The 15,732-nt window shown below is 43.7% G+C and carries 17 protein-coding genes; 6 read left to right on the forward strand and 11 right to left on the reverse strand.

The features are described 5' to 3' along the window. Nucleotides 1-128 precede the first annotated feature (128 nt). A complete protein-coding gene (gene cysI, locus HUG20_RS17100; protein ID WP_200090568.1) occupies nt 129-1,817 on the reverse strand; it encodes an assimilatory sulfite reductase (NADPH) hemoprotein subunit in 1,689 nt (562 codons plus the stop codon). 41 nt (nt 1,818-1,858) lie between these two features. Continuing rightward, nucleotides 1,859-3,721, reverse strand: a complete 1,863-nt coding sequence (locus tag HUG20_RS17105; protein WP_200085883.1) for an assimilatory sulfite reductase (NADPH) flavoprotein subunit — start codon at nt 3,719-3,721, stop codon at nt 1,859-1,861. Nucleotides 3,722-4,338: 617 nt separating this feature from the next. Between HUG20_RS17105 and HUG20_RS17110 the strand changes: the two genes are divergently transcribed. From HUG20_RS17110 to HUG20_RS17125, 4 genes are read left to right on the forward strand one after another with little or no spacing between them, the layout of a single operon-like run. Then, nucleotides 4,339-4,932: a LemA family protein gene (locus tag HUG20_RS17110; protein WP_200085884.1), complete on the forward strand. Its 594-nt coding sequence runs from the start codon at nt 4,339-4,341 to the stop codon at nt 4,930-4,932. After that, nucleotides 4,932-5,807, forward strand: a complete 876-nt coding sequence (gene htpX / locus HUG20_RS17115; RefSeq protein ID WP_246476785.1) for a zinc metalloprotease HtpX — start codon at nt 4,932-4,934, stop codon at nt 5,805-5,807. The genes HUG20_RS17110 and htpX overlap by 1 nt, the downstream gene beginning before the upstream one ends. Before the next feature lie 15 nt (nt 5,808-5,822). Then, entirely contained in the window at nt 5,823-6,899 is a 1,077-nt protein-coding gene (locus tag HUG20_RS17120) for a branched-chain amino acid aminotransferase (protein ID WP_200085886.1), read from the forward strand. A 59-nt stretch (nt 6,900-6,958) separates the two neighbouring features. Beyond that, entirely contained in the window at nt 6,959-7,900 is a 942-nt protein-coding gene (locus tag HUG20_RS17125) for a nuclease-related domain-containing protein (protein WP_200085887.1), read from the forward strand. A gap of 197 nt (nt 7,901-8,097) precedes the next feature. Here HUG20_RS17125 and HUG20_RS17130 read toward each other — a convergent pair whose 3' ends face one another. Both HUG20_RS17130 and HUG20_RS17135 read right to left on the reverse strand, forming a co-directional pair. After that, nucleotides 8,098-8,355, reverse strand: a complete 258-nt coding sequence (locus HUG20_RS17130; protein WP_200085888.1) for a hypothetical protein — start codon at nt 8,353-8,355, stop codon at nt 8,098-8,100. 136 nt (nt 8,356-8,491) lie between these two features. Then, entirely contained in the window at nt 8,492-9,106 is a 615-nt protein-coding gene (locus tag HUG20_RS17135) for an RraA family protein (protein WP_200085889.1), read from the reverse strand. A gap of 106 nt (nt 9,107-9,212) precedes the next feature. On the opposite strand from HUG20_RS17135, the gene smpB reads away from it, so the two are divergent. Next, nucleotides 9,213-9,686: an SsrA-binding protein SmpB gene (gene smpB, locus HUG20_RS17140; protein ID WP_200085890.1), complete on the forward strand. Its 474-nt coding sequence runs from the start codon at nt 9,213-9,215 to the stop codon at nt 9,684-9,686. Between the two features lie 643 nt (nt 9,687-10,329). Here smpB and HUG20_RS17145 read toward each other — a convergent pair. From HUG20_RS17145 to HUG20_RS19705, 7 genes are all read right to left on the reverse strand, one after another. Next, complete coding sequence (locus HUG20_RS17145) at nt 10,330-11,106, reverse strand: ABC transporter permease (protein ID WP_200085891.1); 777 nt, start codon at nt 11,104-11,106, stop codon at nt 10,330-10,332. Nucleotides 11,107-11,120: 14 nt separating this feature from the next. Beyond that, on the reverse strand, nt 11,121-11,879 hold the full coding sequence (locus HUG20_RS17150; protein WP_200085892.1) for an ABC transporter permease: 759 nt from the start codon (nt 11,877-11,879) through the stop codon (nt 11,121-11,123). Further along, a complete protein-coding gene (locus HUG20_RS17155) occupies nt 11,872-12,810 on the reverse strand; it encodes an ABC transporter ATP-binding protein (RefSeq protein ID WP_200090569.1) in 939 nt (312 codons plus the stop codon). Before HUG20_RS17155 ends, HUG20_RS17150 begins: the two co-directional genes overlap by 8 nt. A gap of 121 nt (nt 12,811-12,931) precedes the next feature. Next, nucleotides 12,932-13,858 (reverse strand): sensor histidine kinase, encoded by a 927-nt coding sequence (locus tag HUG20_RS17160; RefSeq protein ID WP_200085893.1) that lies wholly within the window; start codon nt 13,856-13,858, stop codon nt 12,932-12,934. Between the two features lie 2 nt (nt 13,859-13,860). Next, nucleotides 13,861-14,556 carry a response regulator transcription factor gene (locus HUG20_RS17165; protein WP_200085894.1) on the reverse strand — a complete coding sequence of 232 codons (696 nt, stop codon included), beginning with the start codon at nt 14,554-14,556 and terminating at the stop codon, nt 13,861-13,863. Between the two features lie 104 nt (nt 14,557-14,660). Beyond that, nucleotides 14,661-14,852, reverse strand: coding sequence for a polysaccharide deacetylase family protein (locus tag HUG20_RS20040; RefSeq protein ID WP_425504078.1), 192 nt, complete (start codon nt 14,850-14,852; stop codon nt 14,661-14,663). Next, complete coding sequence (locus tag HUG20_RS19705) at nt 14,849-15,094, reverse strand: polysaccharide deacetylase family protein (RefSeq protein WP_200085896.1); 246 nt, start codon at nt 15,092-15,094, stop codon at nt 14,849-14,851. The genes HUG20_RS20040 and HUG20_RS19705 overlap by 4 nt, the downstream gene beginning before the upstream one ends. A 130-nt stretch (nt 15,095-15,224) precedes the next feature. Here HUG20_RS19705 and HUG20_RS17180 point away from each other — a divergent pair, with 130 nt between their 5' ends. Then, nucleotides 15,225-15,575 carry a hypothetical protein gene (locus HUG20_RS17180; RefSeq protein WP_200085897.1) on the forward strand — a complete coding sequence of 117 codons (351 nt, stop codon included), beginning with the start codon at nt 15,225-15,227 and terminating at the stop codon, nt 15,573-15,575. Nucleotides 15,576-15,732 lie beyond the last annotated feature (157 nt).

Genomic DNA, 15,732 nt, shown 5'->3' on the forward strand with positions numbered 1-15,732 from the left:
TGCATAAGCGACAAATCATCATCCTTTGTGTTTTGGCTGATAAACCCGTCGTTTCCGTTGATATCATGCCGACGTCCCACACGCAAAAAAGCCCCGAGTTCTATTGACCCGAGGCTATCTTGATGGATTTAATCGTGAAAGTCGAGTCCCGAGTGCACTTCTTTTACATAGCCGGTTCGCACGACATAATCCCCAAAATGTTCACCTTCGTCCCGTTCTTTCGCGTATTCGGAAATGATCGGGCGTAATTCTTCCAGAATTTGCGCTTCACCGATATTTTCCCGGTAAAGTTTATTCAGCCGGTCCCCGGCAAAGCCTGCACCTAAATATAAGTTATATTTTCCTGGGGCCTTGCCGATAAAGCCGATCTCTCCGAGGGCTGGGCGGGCGCATCCATTGGGGCATCCCGTCATGCGAATGATAATTTCTTCATCCTTTAAGCCCGATTCCTCTAACATTTCTTCAATTTTTTCCAACAAAGACGGCAAGTATCGTTCCGATTCGGCCATAGCCAACTCACAGGTTGGGAAGGCAACGCAAGCCATGGAATTGCGCCGCAGGGCGGATTGCCGCTCCCCATCTTCCAACCCATACTTCTCGATCAACGCAGCAATTTGCTTTTTCTTCTGGGCGGTCACATTGCTGATGACAAGATTTTGATTGGGGGTGAGGCGAAAATCGCCGGTATGGATTTTCGCGATTTCGCGCAGACCGGTCATGAGCGGATAGTCTTCGAAATCTTTGATGCGGCCGTTTTGGATAAACAATGTCAAGTTCCACCGGCCTTTAATTCCTTTTACCCATCCATAACGATCGCCGTTATGGTCAAAGTGATAGGGGCGCGCTTCTTCAAGCGCCCATCCTAATCGCTCGTTCAACTCTTGTTTGATCCAATCGAGCCCATTGGCGTCAACCGTGTATTTAAAACGCGCATTCGTTCGTACCGAACGGTTGCCATTGTCCCGTTGAATCGCGATCACTTGCCAGGCGACATCAAATAGCTGTTCCGGTTTGCAAAATCCGATCACGCGGGCCAACTGCGGGTACGTTTCCGTATCCCCGTGCGTCATCCCCATACCGCCGCCGACCGCGACGTTAAACCCTTGCAGCTCTCCGTTCTCCACGATCGCGATGAATCCGAGATCCTGGGAAAAAATATCCACATCGTTGGAAGGAGGAACCGCGATGCCGATTTTAAATTTTCTCGGTAAGTAAACGTCCCCGTATAATGGCTCCTCCGTTTCTTTACTGTCTACGACTTTTTCTTTGTCAAGCCAGATTTCGTGGTAAGCGTTCGATTGCGGAGATAGGTCATCACTCAACCGTTTTGACCACTCATAAACGTCGGAATGAACCTCGGATTGATAAGGGTTGGGATTGCACATCACATTCCGATTCACATCTCCGCACGCGGCTAACGTGTCCAACAGGGATTCATTGATTTCTTGTATATTTTTCTTCATATTCCACTTCATAATCCCATGCAGCTGAAACGCTTGCCGTGTCGTCAACTTCAGCGAACCGTTGGCGTATTTATTCGCAACCTCATCCATGGCGAGCCATTGCTCGGGAGTGGCGACACCGCCGGGGGCACGCACACGCACCATAAATTGGTAGGCAGGCTCCAATTTTTGGCGGCGTCGCTCATTGCGTAGATCACGATCATCTTGCAAGTAGCTTCCGTGGAATTTCAGCAAACGTTTATCATCGTCGTTCATCCCGGCACTAATCGGTTCTTTTAGGCTTTCTTCCAGGGTTCCGCGCAAATAGTTGCTGTCCCGTTTGATCCGCTCTACGTCACTGGGGGACCGTGCAATCCTGTTTTTTCCTCAGCCATTTTTACCGCTCCCTTCTTTTATTAATAAACATCCCGTTGGTACCGTTTTTGAAGTTTCATGTCTTCAATATAAGTACCGGCTTCTTCCTCGCTCAAACCGCCTTCTTGTTGAATAATGGCCGACAGCGTGTCATGGACATCACTGGCCATCTGTTTTTCGTCCCCGCAGACGTACAGCACGGCCCCTTCTTGCAGCCATTGATAAAAATCGCGAGCATTTTCACGCATGCGATGCTGGACATAAACTTTTTCCTCGCCGTCCCTGGAAAAAGCCACGTCCATTTTCGTCAACACGCCATCCTTCAACCATTGCTGCCAATCCACTTGGTAAAGAAAGTCCGACGAAAAATATTGTTCACCAAAAAACAACCATGTTTTTCCTTCTGCTTCAATTTCTTCTCGTTCTTCCAAAAAGGAACGGAATGGGGCGATTCCTGTGCCGGGACCGATCATAATGATTGGCGTTTGCGGGTCTTCCGGCAATTTAAAATTAGGGTTGCGATGTACATAGACAGGCAACTGTTCTCCGGACTCTGCCCGTTCGGCACATTGTCCGGAACATACGCCGGCACGAGCGCGCCCATGTGTTTCATACCGAACCGTACCGATCGTTAGATGCACTTCATCGGGGTTAGCCCGGTAACTGTTCGCAATCGAGTACAGACGCGCCGGGATTTTGCGAAGAATCGCGATAAACGCATCGGCGGATGTCTCCCACGGTCCGAAATCTTGCACCAAGTCCAACAAATCCCGTCCGGTCATATAATCCCTTAGCTGATCCTCATTCCCTCCTGCCAAAAGATTTTTCAATTCTTCATGAGAAGACAACTCCGCGGCTTGCTGCATTAATGGCTTCGTCAATACCGTAATCTCAAAATGAGAGGTTAACGCCTCACGCAACGTCGCTTTCTCCCCTTGTTTATTCACCGTCACCACCGTTTCAGAATCCCAGTCCATAGCCTCGATCAACTGGCCAACCAACGTCGCATCGTTTTCAGGATAAATCCCTAAACTATCCCCCGGTTCAAATTCCAGGTTCGAGTCTTCCAGCGACAACTCCAAGTGACGGTTTTCCTTATTCGAGCCCCGGCCACTGATATTAATATTTTCCAGAATTTCTGCGCGGAATGGATTTTTCCTTGAGTATGTCTCCTTGGCGGGAGCCGGTTGTGCAAGCGGAGCATCCATCGCTGATCCGTCGCTATTTGCCGGACCCTCCGCGAATTTATTCAATTCAGCAAGCACGCCATCGATCCATCCTTCTGCGTCTTCATCGAAGTCAACATCACAATCGACACGCTGATAGAGACGTTCACCGCCCAATTCTTCCAAACGTTGATCAATATCCTTGCCCGCTTGGCAAAAATATTCGTAGGAAAGATCACCCAATGAAAGAACGGAGAAATGTACACCGTCTAATTTAGGCGCTTTTCTACTGCTCATTGTTTCATAAAATGAAAGACCGGGTTCGGGAGGATCCCCTTCGCCATGGGTAGCGACAACAACAAGGATATGATCGGCATTTTTTAAATTTTTTGGTTTAATATTAAGCATGGAGGATAAGGTAACATTGCACGGTTGATTTTCTAATTTACCGGAAAGATCTTCAGCCACTTCCTGGCAATTGCCGGTTTCCGAACCATAAAGAATGGTTACCTCTTGTGTTTTCGGTTGATTTTCCGTTTGTGTCAAGGTTGCCGTTTCCGGCGGCTGTTCCATGGCAACCGCAGCTGTTTCCGCAAAAGCCGTTGCTGTTTGCGGAGCCGGAGAAGCGAGATAGCCGCTTAGCCATATTTTTTGTGTTTCACTCAGTGTCGGAATTAAACGATTAAGAAGGTCCGTCTGCTCCTCGTTAAATGGACTATCCGTCACCTGAAGGGCCAACGCCACCACCTCCTGAAAATATTGTTGCACGAAAGGATGATTATCCATCTCTATGTAAGTATATATTATATTACTTTGATAATTCTTATGTGTCAAGTAGGTTTTAAATCGGGTATTTATTTTTTTAGCTGTAAAAACGGGACCAGGTTCACATCTTATTTTTTCAAACGAACATCGCTTCTATTGGTAGATCCTCGGCACTCGACAAACATTATACGTTCGCAAACCCCAATCTTGAGGACTAATATGGATACTGAGCAATGCTAAGAGTCCGCTAAACCATATTCTGAGGACTCAGTTGCATCACAAGCAGCGCTTCGAGCCCGCAAACTCCATTCCTGAGGACTCATATGGATCCCGCGCAACACAAAGAGTCCGCAAACCCCCAACCGCAAGGGCTAAACTGATACCGAGCAAATGATACCGCTGAACACCGCTATGCCTATAATTGTTTTGGAACTTGGAGAAAATTTATTTTCAACTTGCTCTTATCCTTAGCGCGGTAAACAGCGCAATCAGCTCATTTCACTAAGAAATTTCATAACGTGAAAGGCTTATGGGTGTAGAATCACGCAAATTCATTTATAATGGAAGAAAAGCAGGAAGGGGTCAACATAATGGGAATAGGTATTGCAATTTTAATCTTACTTATCGTCATCATTGGCGGAGTAGCCATACTGGCGATTACCTGGTTCACGTCATACAACGGTCTCGTCAAATACCGGAATTGGGTCGAAGAAGCTTGGGCGCAAATCGATGTGCAACTAAAACGGCGGTACGACCTGATCCCAAACCTCGTGGAAACGGTGAAGGGATATGCACAGCACGAACAAGAAACATTAACCCAAGTGATCGAAGCACGCAATCAAATGGCCAACCCGAACAATAGCCGCAACGAACAAATGGCAGCCAACAACCAACTAGAGGGTATGATGAACCGACTTTTCGCCCTTCGCGAAGCTTATCCGGACTTGAAGGCAAATCAAAACTTCCAACAGCTGCAAGAAGAACTTACGTCAACGGAAAATAAAATCGCTTACTCACGCCAGCTGTATAACAGCACGGTTAGGGAGTACAACACCAAAATTCAATCGATTCCGACGAATCTTGTTGCCGGGGTGCATAATTTTATTCAACAAGAAATGCTGGAAACACCGGAAGAGCAGCGCGAGAATGTAAAAGTTGATTTTAACACGGGCGATCGCTCATGATCATGTACAAACAAATCGAGCGCAATAAACGGCAAACCGTGTTTATTGTGGCGGGTTTTATCCTCTTCGTGTTAGCCGTCGGAGCGGCGATCACTTACATGATGAACGGCGAGATTTTCACGGGCATGATTTTAGCAGTTGTGCTCGGGGGCGCGTATACGGCAATGATGCTCATGTCCAGCACCAATGTCGTGATGCGCATGAATCATGCCCATGAGGTGAAAGATGGAAGCAAACACCGTCGTTTGTGGGATGCCGTCGGCAATATGGCCATGGTCGCCCGCATTCCCCGTCCGCGCCTTTTTATCATTAAAGATAGCAGTCCGAACGCGTTTGCCACCGGCACTTCGCCGGAAAAAGGGGCGGTTGCGGTCACGACCGGGTTGTTGGATAAGCTTAATCATGAAGAAATTGAAGGCGTGATTGCCCATGAGGTGGCGCACATTCGCAATTATGACATTCGTTTATCAACGATCGCCGTCGCCCTCGTATCCGTTGTCGCCATCATCAGCGACCTCGGCATTCGTATGATGTTTTTCTCCAGAGGAGGAAATAATAATAATAAGCACCCGATTTTGCTTATTTTTGCCCTCGTACTCGTGATTATTGCTCCGTTGGTCGCGATGATGATCCGCATGGCCATCTCACGAAACCGGGAGTATCTCGCAGATGCCAGCGCCGTCGAGTTGACACGAAACCCCGGGGCGTTAGCGAAAGCATTGGAAAAAATTTCAGGGGCCTCCCAGCCGGTGCGCGAAGCTTCCGGAGCCTCTGCATCGATTTATTTTGCCGATCCGCTCAAACGAAAAACGGCACAACTATTTTCTTCTCACCCTCCGCCGGAGGAACGGATCAAACGTTTATATAACATGTAAAGGAGTATCATCGCCATGACCCAACAGACATTAGAAGTGATACAAGCAACCACACTAAAAGAAAAACCGAATCCCGCAACGCTTGCATTCGGGAAACATTTCAGCGACCACATGTTTATGATGGACTTTACGAGCGATGAAGGTTGGCACCATCCGCGCATTGTTCCATACCAACCGTTGACGCTAGATCCGGCGTCCATGGTTTTTCACTACGGACAAACCGTGTTCGAAGGGTTGAAAGCATACCGGTCGAACGACGGGGACATCCGTCTTTTCCGCCCTGAAGAGAACTTCAAGCGGTTGAATCAATCATGTGACCGGCTTTGCATCCCCAATGTAAATGAAGAAGCGATGCTCGATTACTTAAAAGAATTGGTGAAACTCGATAAGGAATGGATCCCGACAGATTCGGGCACGTCCCTTTACATCCGTCCTTTTGTCATCTCCACGGAAGCCACGTTGGACGTGAGCCCTTCGCGCACCTATACATTGATGGTCATTCTTTCGCCGGTCGGTTCTTTTTATAAAGGGGGCATCGACCCTGTCAGCATTTTCGTCGAAGATGAATACACCCGAGCCGCTCCCGGCGGAACAGGAAACGCGAAAACAGCCGGCAATTACAGCGGAGCGTACAAAGCGCAGAACCGTGCTGCCGACCATCAAAAAGCACAAGTCCTCTGGCTTGATGGTGTTGAAAAAAAATACGTTGAAGAAGTCGGCAGCATGAATGTATTTTTCAAGATCGATGGCGAAATCCATACCCCCGTGCTCAACGGCAGTATTCTGGAAGGCATCACCCGCAAAAGCGTCATCGAGTTGTTGGAAAGCGAAGGCATGCCTGTCCGCGAACGCAAAATTTCCATCGATGAAGTCATCGCCGCCAACGAAAGCGGGAATTTGCAGGAAGTGTTCGGGACGGGCACCGCAGCGGTCATTTCACCCGTTGGTAGTTTGGAGTACAAAGGGTACGATTATGTCATTAACGACGGGGCGATGGGCGAGACTGCGAGCTGGCTGCACGAAACCCTTGTCGGCATTCAAACGGGTGAGTTAGAGGATCCGTTGGGGTGGTCGGTTTTGGTAAAAGGATAAATCAAATAGGCGTACGCTCGCCTTAGCGGGGCGTACGCCATCATAGGAGTGATAAGATTTTGATCATTAAGGAAAGAACAGTCCCCGTACAAATCCCCGCACTCAAGGCATTACACCGCCGCCTCCCTTCTGATCACCCGAAACAAGCGGTTATTCGAGAGGACCTCCGAAAGCGAGAAATCGGGTATCGCGGTGAATGTTCGCTTGATTATTACCTCGAACAACTCCCAAACTACTTCAGGCAATTTCGCGGGTTAAGGCTTGGCTCGTTCCAAATCGACACCTTGATCGTGGCACAAACATGCATCGTCATTGTGGAAAACAAACATTTCGCCGGCAACATCCGATTTGAAGAACGGATTCAACAGTTTACCCGCACGTTAAACGGGCAGACGCAAAGCTTTCCACACCCGCTCCCCCAAGTGAGAAGACATCATCAATTGCTCGCGCAATGGCTATATGAAAAATGTTGGCCGAACATGCCGATGCACCCGCTTGTTGCTTTCACGTATCCTTCATCCGTCATCTCTTCTAAAAAACCCCAACCTTTCATCATTCGCGCCGAATTCCTTCCAGAGAAAGTCCTTTCCATTGAAGAAAACCATTCCGTGCACATTCTCACTGATTCGCAACTTCATGTATTGTCCGAACAATTGAAATTCGCCCATAAAGAACCCAAATACGAACCGCTTAAAAGCTATGGGATCAAGCCATCTGAATGTTTAACCGGCGTGCATTGCCCTTATTGCAATCATCTGCCTGTGCAACGGACGAGCCGCTCCGGATGGCACTGCCCCCGTTGCAAACGTAAACATCCTACGGCTCACGTGGAAAGTTTGCGAGATTACCGACGTCTTTTTAATTCTAGGATTAGCAACCGAGAGGCTCGTATGTTTCTACATCTTCCCTCCGCATCTGTCACAAGACATTGTCTTGTAAAGTTGAATCTACCCCGGGAGGGCAATTATAAAAATGTTCGTTATTTACTTCACTGCCTTTGAGCTGGCTTCCCGCGGGTATTTTGATATTTCCCGTGGATATTTTGTTATTTCCCGTGGATATTTCGTTATTTCCCGCAGGTATTCACATATTTCCCGTTGGTATTCCGGTATTTCCCGTCGATAATGCTGACGTAAAAAAGCGCACCACGCGGACGGGTGCACTTTTTTTAATGAAGGCGTCATGATGCTGATGAAACTTAAATGCCGTTCACCTGTTTCAAACGGTTAATGTCTCTGTCATGTTCAGCCACTTTCTTGTTTAGCATATCCGTATCCGAATCGAATAATCGCAATTGGCGATCCATATGATCAAAGCGTTGGTTCGTTTCTGAACGAAATTGGTTGATTTCAGTTTTTAAACTTGTCACATCATTTTGCACACCAGCAACATTCGCATCCAATGCATCCAATCGATGCAATACGGCATTTAAAATCTCTTTTGTTTCATCAGACATCATCGCACCTCCTCATTTTCTAAAGTTTAAACGATCTTTTCTATATTTTTATTATAGGCCAAAAGACTCGGAAAGGCAAAGACTATTTTCCTGCATACGTGGAATATCGGCAAATAAAATAATACGGGCGCAACCGTTACTTCTTATTATTCCTCAAAAAATTTTCAATGTATTCTTTCGCCTTTTCCTTACTCCCGCCGTAATCCGCTTCTCTTTTTTCATCTTTTTCAATGCGGGCTTTTGCTTTTTCGGCCACTTCGCTCGCTTGATCCGCCGGTACGATAACGACACCGTCGACATCGCCAACGACGATATCCCCGGGGTTCACTTCCACGCCGCCAACCGTAACTGGAACATTAACCTTTCCTTCTTTCGTCTTTTTGCTCGCCGCTGTCGTCGTTCCTCGCGTGAAAACAGGAAACTCCAATTCACGGATATCTTCAATATCTCGTGTGACACCGTCAATCACAATACCGTGTAAACCGAGCGTTTTCGCCAAACCGATGACAAAATCCCCGGCGAGCGCGTTCGCTGTCCATCTTTTGCCGTCGACAACGAGCACGTCTCCCGGCTTTGCATTATATATCCCTTCCAACACGGAAATATTTTCACCCGCAGGTGCATCAACCGTGAACGCCCGCCCATACATGTGCCAATCGTCAGACAACGGTTTGATGCCGATATCCATGTGATTCTTCCCGTCCAATCCATCTGAAACCGGCGTTGTCGGCAAATTCGCAAATTCCTCCATATTCTTCTCCCCTTTATGTATTCTTGTCTAATCATAGCACAATTGCGGCTTAACGGTAAATTTGCTACCATAAAGGGAATGACAATGGAAAAAAGGATGCACGGCTATGGCTAAACATGAAGGAAAAATAATCGCCCAAAACAGAAAAGCGCGCCATGATTTTTTTATTGAAGAAACATTTGAAGCGGGAATTGTATTGCGCGGTACCGAGATCAAATCGATCCGCGCCGGAAAAATCAATATTAAAGAAAGCTTCGCACGCGTGGAGAATGGAGAAGTGATTTTACATCAGGCCCATATTAGCCCGTATGAGCAAGGAAATCGCTACAATCACGACCCGGTTCGCGAACGGAAATTGCTCCTTCACAAACGGGAAATCAAACAACTCATCGGCAAAACCCAGCAACAGGGATATTCGATCATTCCCATCAAAGTGTATTTAAAACAAGGACTGGCCAAAGTACAAATCGGACTCGCAAAAGGCAAAAAGAAATACGACAAACGCCAAGCGCTAAAAGAAAAAGATGCCAAACGACAAATGGACAAGGCGATCGGCCAGCGCATGAAAGGCATGGATTAATACGGTCTTAGATTCAGTTGCCCTTCTCCACCATTTTAAATCCCTCTATACCAAGGGTTACACCCTCTATGTGCTTGTCCGGCATAGAGGGTTTTTTCTTGCTTGTGTTAGGTTGGCTACGTTTTGGCTACGTTTCTGGTGACGGCGTTTAGACTGTGTGACTGCGGGGCACACATAAAACCCAACTGAATAGAACAGTTGGGCATGTAAGTTAACAGTTATTAAGAAATGTTGTGTGATCGTTCATTTCAACAACTATGTTTAGCACAGCAGGATTCTTTTATAATAAGGGTGAGTAGAGTACAATTCCTTTTTAAATGTTGAGGATTATCTATTCCATATAAAGGAAACTAATCATCTTAATAAATTCCGATGTTCTCTCCTGAAAATCATGCATATCTTCAACAATATGGATATCGTATTAGTGATATAAGTCCCTTGAACTATTCAACACCATAATTGCGGAATAAAGAGGCATGAAGATGATCAGCCTTATCAGTGGGCATCTTCTTTCTTTACTCACTCATGAAATCATTAATCGCATGAACATAAGCATCATGTTCCGTCATCGCTGTTTTTTCAGCAGATGATCCGCTCGAATGACTAACTTATACATCTGCGAGACCATAATCAGCACCTTTTACTACACTTGTTTCGTTTTTCTTGCTTCTTTCTTTTTGTTTTCAGGGCCAGCCATTACCTTCTCATAATTGGGAAAGCTTATGATGATAAGGAAAGTTAAGACAACCATCAGTATCAATGAACTGATCCCAATGATAGGATTATAAGCCGTTGTATCAACATTCGTGTAATGGACCAATCCTAAACCAGAAGTAATGGGATAAAAATCAGTTAAGTTTCTTCCAGCAACGAAAATGCCACAAAATCCATAAAAGAAAGCAAAGCCTACACCTGTAAAAAAACGATCTTTTTTTCTGCTGAAGTAAGCGATGATCGGTAATACAGCCAGGTAGTTACAGAATCCAATCACCGTGATTTGATAAAGTGCTTTTAATAAAATGGGGACAGAATAACCTTCAAAACCAAATATTGAGGAGAGAAAAATGGAAAAAATGAAGCTAGCCACCCCAAATACGAGTGTCAAAATGCCAATAGCCATCATTTTTCCTATCAGCATTTTACGAAAGGAAACGGGCACTGTCAGCATTGTTTTAAGTGTTTGATCCGTATATTCACGATTAATCAAGTAACCGCCAATTAATACAATCATAAACGGAAAAGCTAAACTAAAGTTGTTCCAAATGACATTATTGTAAAAAACCTCATAGGTGACCGAACCGTCATTACTATTGGATTGTAAGGCAGCTAAAATAGCTGCAATGAAAACAGCGATGATCCCTATCCAAATAATACTTTGACGTTTCAGTTTCAAAAATTCTGTTATAATCAGTTGGTACATGTTTATCCCCCCATTCAAATTTCCATTTTTTTATAAATAAACGTAGCGATGGAGATAAAGATCACCGCATAAATAAGCATGATGCTGGATGTCTCCAAAGTGGAGAATGTGTATGGGAGTAGGAAACTTAAAGCATCTTCTACAGGAAATAACGTTAAATACCATTTAAATACAATGGAAATAGGCAATATAGATGCCACGGCATTGATGGTCTCCGGACTGGAAGAGAAAATCATCGTAACAGCAAAACTAATCGCAGCGTATAGGAACGAGGCAATGATCGAAAAGATAAAGCTTTTATTAAAATAGACAATCACAAGGATAATGGGAAACGTGGCAATCGCAATAAATACACCCAAGACAATGCTAATGACCAATCGATAAAAAATGCCATCTACACTTCCCACAATGAATCCTCCTAAAATAGAAGCACCCAAACCAGCAACCGAATAAAGGACAGCTAAAATCACAATGACGAACAATTTAGCGATAATGATATTTCTTCTGGGAATAGGGATCGTGATTAAATTTTTCAACGTTTCATTATCCCTCTCCATAAAAAATAGCATGGAAGCAATAATCCCTAAGATGCAGGGTAACAATAAAAGCTCCCCAAACATAAAATTGGCACGGAACAGTTGATCGAATCCCATATCATCTGTGGCCATGAGAATGGTTAAAGGGAAAGGGAACAAAAATGCTGCCATTAAGGACAACTGAACAAACTTCAATCGCTTTAATTTAGCGAATTCACAAATGACTAAATCAAGCAATCCCTCCACCTCCTGTCACCCGTTTAAAGTAATCTTCTAACGTATCTTCCTGATAGCGTGCTTCTGATACCTCCAAATCATTTAAGATAAATGTGCGATTAATGGTTGCTACCGAAAAACTTGTATCATAGATGTTAAGCTGTTGATGGTCGGTAAGAGAAGACGCAGAGATTTTAAAATCATTGATTTGGAAGGTATCTTCTAAAATACGTGCAGCTTCACTGGCATTCGTCACCACAAAATGAATATATTTATTATTTTTCTGTTCCAGTTCTTCCAAACTTCCTTCCTCTAATAACTCTCCGTTATCAATAATGCCGATATCATCAGCCAGCTGCTCAATTTCAGAGAGGATATGGCTGGAAATCAAGATTGTTTTCCCTTTTTTATCACATAAATCCCGAATAAACGATCGTATTTCAGCAATGCCGATGGGATCTAACCCATTAATAGGCTCATCCAAAATGATGATTTCCGGATCGTGCATTAATGTTAGCGCAATCGCTAAACGCTGTTTCATTCCAAGAGAATACTGCGAAAATAGTTTTTTATCTTTATAAGGCAATCCAACCAAATCCAATGCGTTTTTTAAGGCATCTTGATTGGGCACTCCCCGAAGACGGGCAAATATAGTCAAATTTTCTGTTCCGGTTAAATTGGGGTAGAAACCGGGAGATTCAATGAGACTTCCGACTCTAGGTAAAATTTTTTTCGCACCGGTTTGAATATCTTGATCAAACATTTTAGCTTCGCCTGAAGTTGGCTGGGTCAATCCCAGAAGCATTTTCATTGTCGTTGTTTTACCGGCTCCATTTCGGCCAAGCAGACCATAAATGCTGCCTTTTCGCACATGAATATTTACATTGGCTACGCTTTTCTGTTCGCCATATTGTTTGGTTAGATTTTTGGTCTCAATCATGTATGTGCTCATGTTTAGCCCCTCCTGCTTATAATCAATTACAAGCATAACAAACGAACCTTGCCTTAACCTTGCCGGTATCTTACCTTAACCTTGCGTTTTAACATAAAAAATCTCTACATTGATGTAGAGATTAGCTGGTTGCTTGAAATGATATGAAGAAAGCAGCCCCTTTATTTGGTTCGCTTTGTACAGAAATGGACCCCATCATTTTTTGAATGAGTTGTTGAACTATAGCCAGTCCTAATCCACTTCCCTTATTTGAGCGAGACCGATCACCTGTATAGAGGTTTTCAAAAATATGGGGTAAATCTTCTGGGGCAATTCCTACGCCATTATCTTTGATGCGAATGGTAAAACGATCCGATTGTTTCTTTACAGTTAAGCATATTTTTGTCGCATGACTATGTGTAACGATATTTTGAACTAAGTTGTTGATGACACGCCTGTAACTTTCTCTATCAATCGTCGTCAGTATTTTTTGTTCCGGGATATCAAAATCATAGTCAACATTTGCCTCTTCAAATATAGGAATCCAATCAATTAAGATATTTCGGGTCATTTCCGTCATTTCTGTTTCCTCAAAAGAAAATACATAATCATCCGATTGAATCTTAAACCACTCAAACAGCTTATCCGTATATTCTTTTAAGTCACCTGCTTTTCTACAGGCAATAGCAATGTAAGTATCTTTTTCCTGTGCCGTTACAACCCCCTTTTTGACAGCATGAAGATAACCCATTAACGTTGTAAGCGGTGTACGCACATCATGCGAAAGACTTGTCATCAGCTGTTTATTTAGTTCTTCATTTTGTTTTAATATAGCCAGTTGATGATCATAATAATAAACAATTTCATTCATCTTGAAAGCGAGTGGTGCCACTAGTTCACGATTTTGCACTAAAATTCTGCGCTTACTGTTCCCTTGCTCGATATCCGATAACACATGAGAAATATGGTGAATTTGATGTTTAAAACGATTGACCTTTATCCCTAGTATAAGATTTAGAACCAGTGATCCAACGAAAGCAATGATGAACAATGCGATCAAGATATCCATTCCTAGACCTCCCTACTGAATCGGTAACCAATGCCTTTTACCGTTTGAATATAGGCGGGCGAACTGGGATTATCTTCAATTTTTTTACGCAGCTTACTGATGATAGCCATCATATTATTATCATCATATACGTAAGATTCTCCCCAAACCTTCTCGTAGATCTGTTGTTTTGTTAAAATCTTCCCTTGATTTTGTGCGCAATAAACCAGGATATCGAATTCCTTCGGTGGCAATTCCATTCTCCGGTTTTTTGTTGAAACACTCCGGCTTTCTAAATCAATCATTAATCCGTCAAATGTTAAAATCTCTTCCGGTTCAAAATGAGGATTAAAATTGGTATAGCGTCGAATAAGAGAATGGATGCGGGCAATACATTCATCCATATCAAATGGTTTGATTAAATAATCGTCTGCCCCGGAACGTAGACCAACGACTTTCGAGGCACTATCACTTTTAGCTGTTAACATCAATATGGGCAGGCTGCTTATTTCCCTTATCTTTTCCAATACTTGAAACCCGTCCATTCCCGGCATCATGATATCAAGAACAACGAGTTGGTATCTTTCATCCTTTAATGCAAAAAGACCTTCTTTTCCTGTATGATAGATATCTGCATCCATATTTTCTACGTTTAAATTTTTTTGAAGCAAACGACATAATTCCTTATCATCATCGATAATCAAAACGTTATGTCTCATCACAAGCCTCCTCTAAAAAAGCATTCAAACATATACTTTTTATTTCTATTTCATTTATATCTGCTAAACTTATCTTTCTTCCAATTTCCACAGTTCATCCACTGTCACAAACGTATATCCTTCATATCCCAAGTGATGGTGTCTATACCTTCCCCGCTCAAATAAAGGGGAGTCAGCACCAACTTTTTACCGAAAGGCGGTCTGAAATGAATAGCCTCTTCATATCCGGCATCACGGATCAGTTCATTTGTTGATTGAATTTCATTTCTGATGAATGAAGTTGTTTGAAACATCATTCTTGGATGGGAATAGGTGTGATTTCCGAACTATTAATGATCATCCGCATCTCTTCAGGATGGGTTTCTATGTCCCGTCCTACAAGAAAGAATGTTGCAGGCACCGAATACTCATCCAGCAGTGCCAACAATTCGGGCACCTTTTGATTTGGACCATCATCAAACGTTAAGGCAACCACCTTCTCATCCGTATCAATGCGGTCCACCATATTTCCAAACACCTGATACGATCGTGATTTCATCAAATGGTAGCCCCCTATGAAAACGGATCCAATGAGTACCAGAGAAAACAGGATCCTTATCCTTTTTTTCATATTGCAGCTACCTCCTAAATAGGAAATTGGTTTTTCTATTTTATTAGCAACTTTCTCTTTGCTTACCTTATTAAATCCATCTACATTGGCCATTGTTCTTGTAGGTTTGATTTCCTTATTATGGGGCATCCCAGGTTTTGGAATGAATCCAGCATTAAATGCATTCCTTATTTCACTAAATCCTACACAAGCATCTATGATTTTATCGTTTAGCGCATCAGCTCTTTACATGGGTATAGGCCTAGGTGCGATTGCAGGTGGTGGAGTCATTCGTTTTAGCTCTGTAAATTACGTAGGACTTGGAAGTGCGATTTTAGTTATTGTTGCATTATTGATATTCATTTTCGTGAATAGAGTAGCAAATAAAAAAGCGACAACAGCCAATTCTTATGTTAATCATTCAGAATAAATAGGGACTGCTGAATAACGGAAAAAGACGAACACATAAGTCTTTTCCGTTGGTGTTGTCAAAGCTGGATGCAAGGAAAGCCATTGCTGCTGTCACATATGCTTGAATTGGATTCGATAATGAGGGCATTTAATAACGTTCGACATTTCCAAACAAA

Origin of the sequence: Salicibibacter cibi, assembly GCF_016495865.1 — a bacterium.
GTDB lineage: Bacteria > Bacillota > Bacilli > Bacillales > Marinococcaceae > Salicibibacter > Salicibibacter cibi.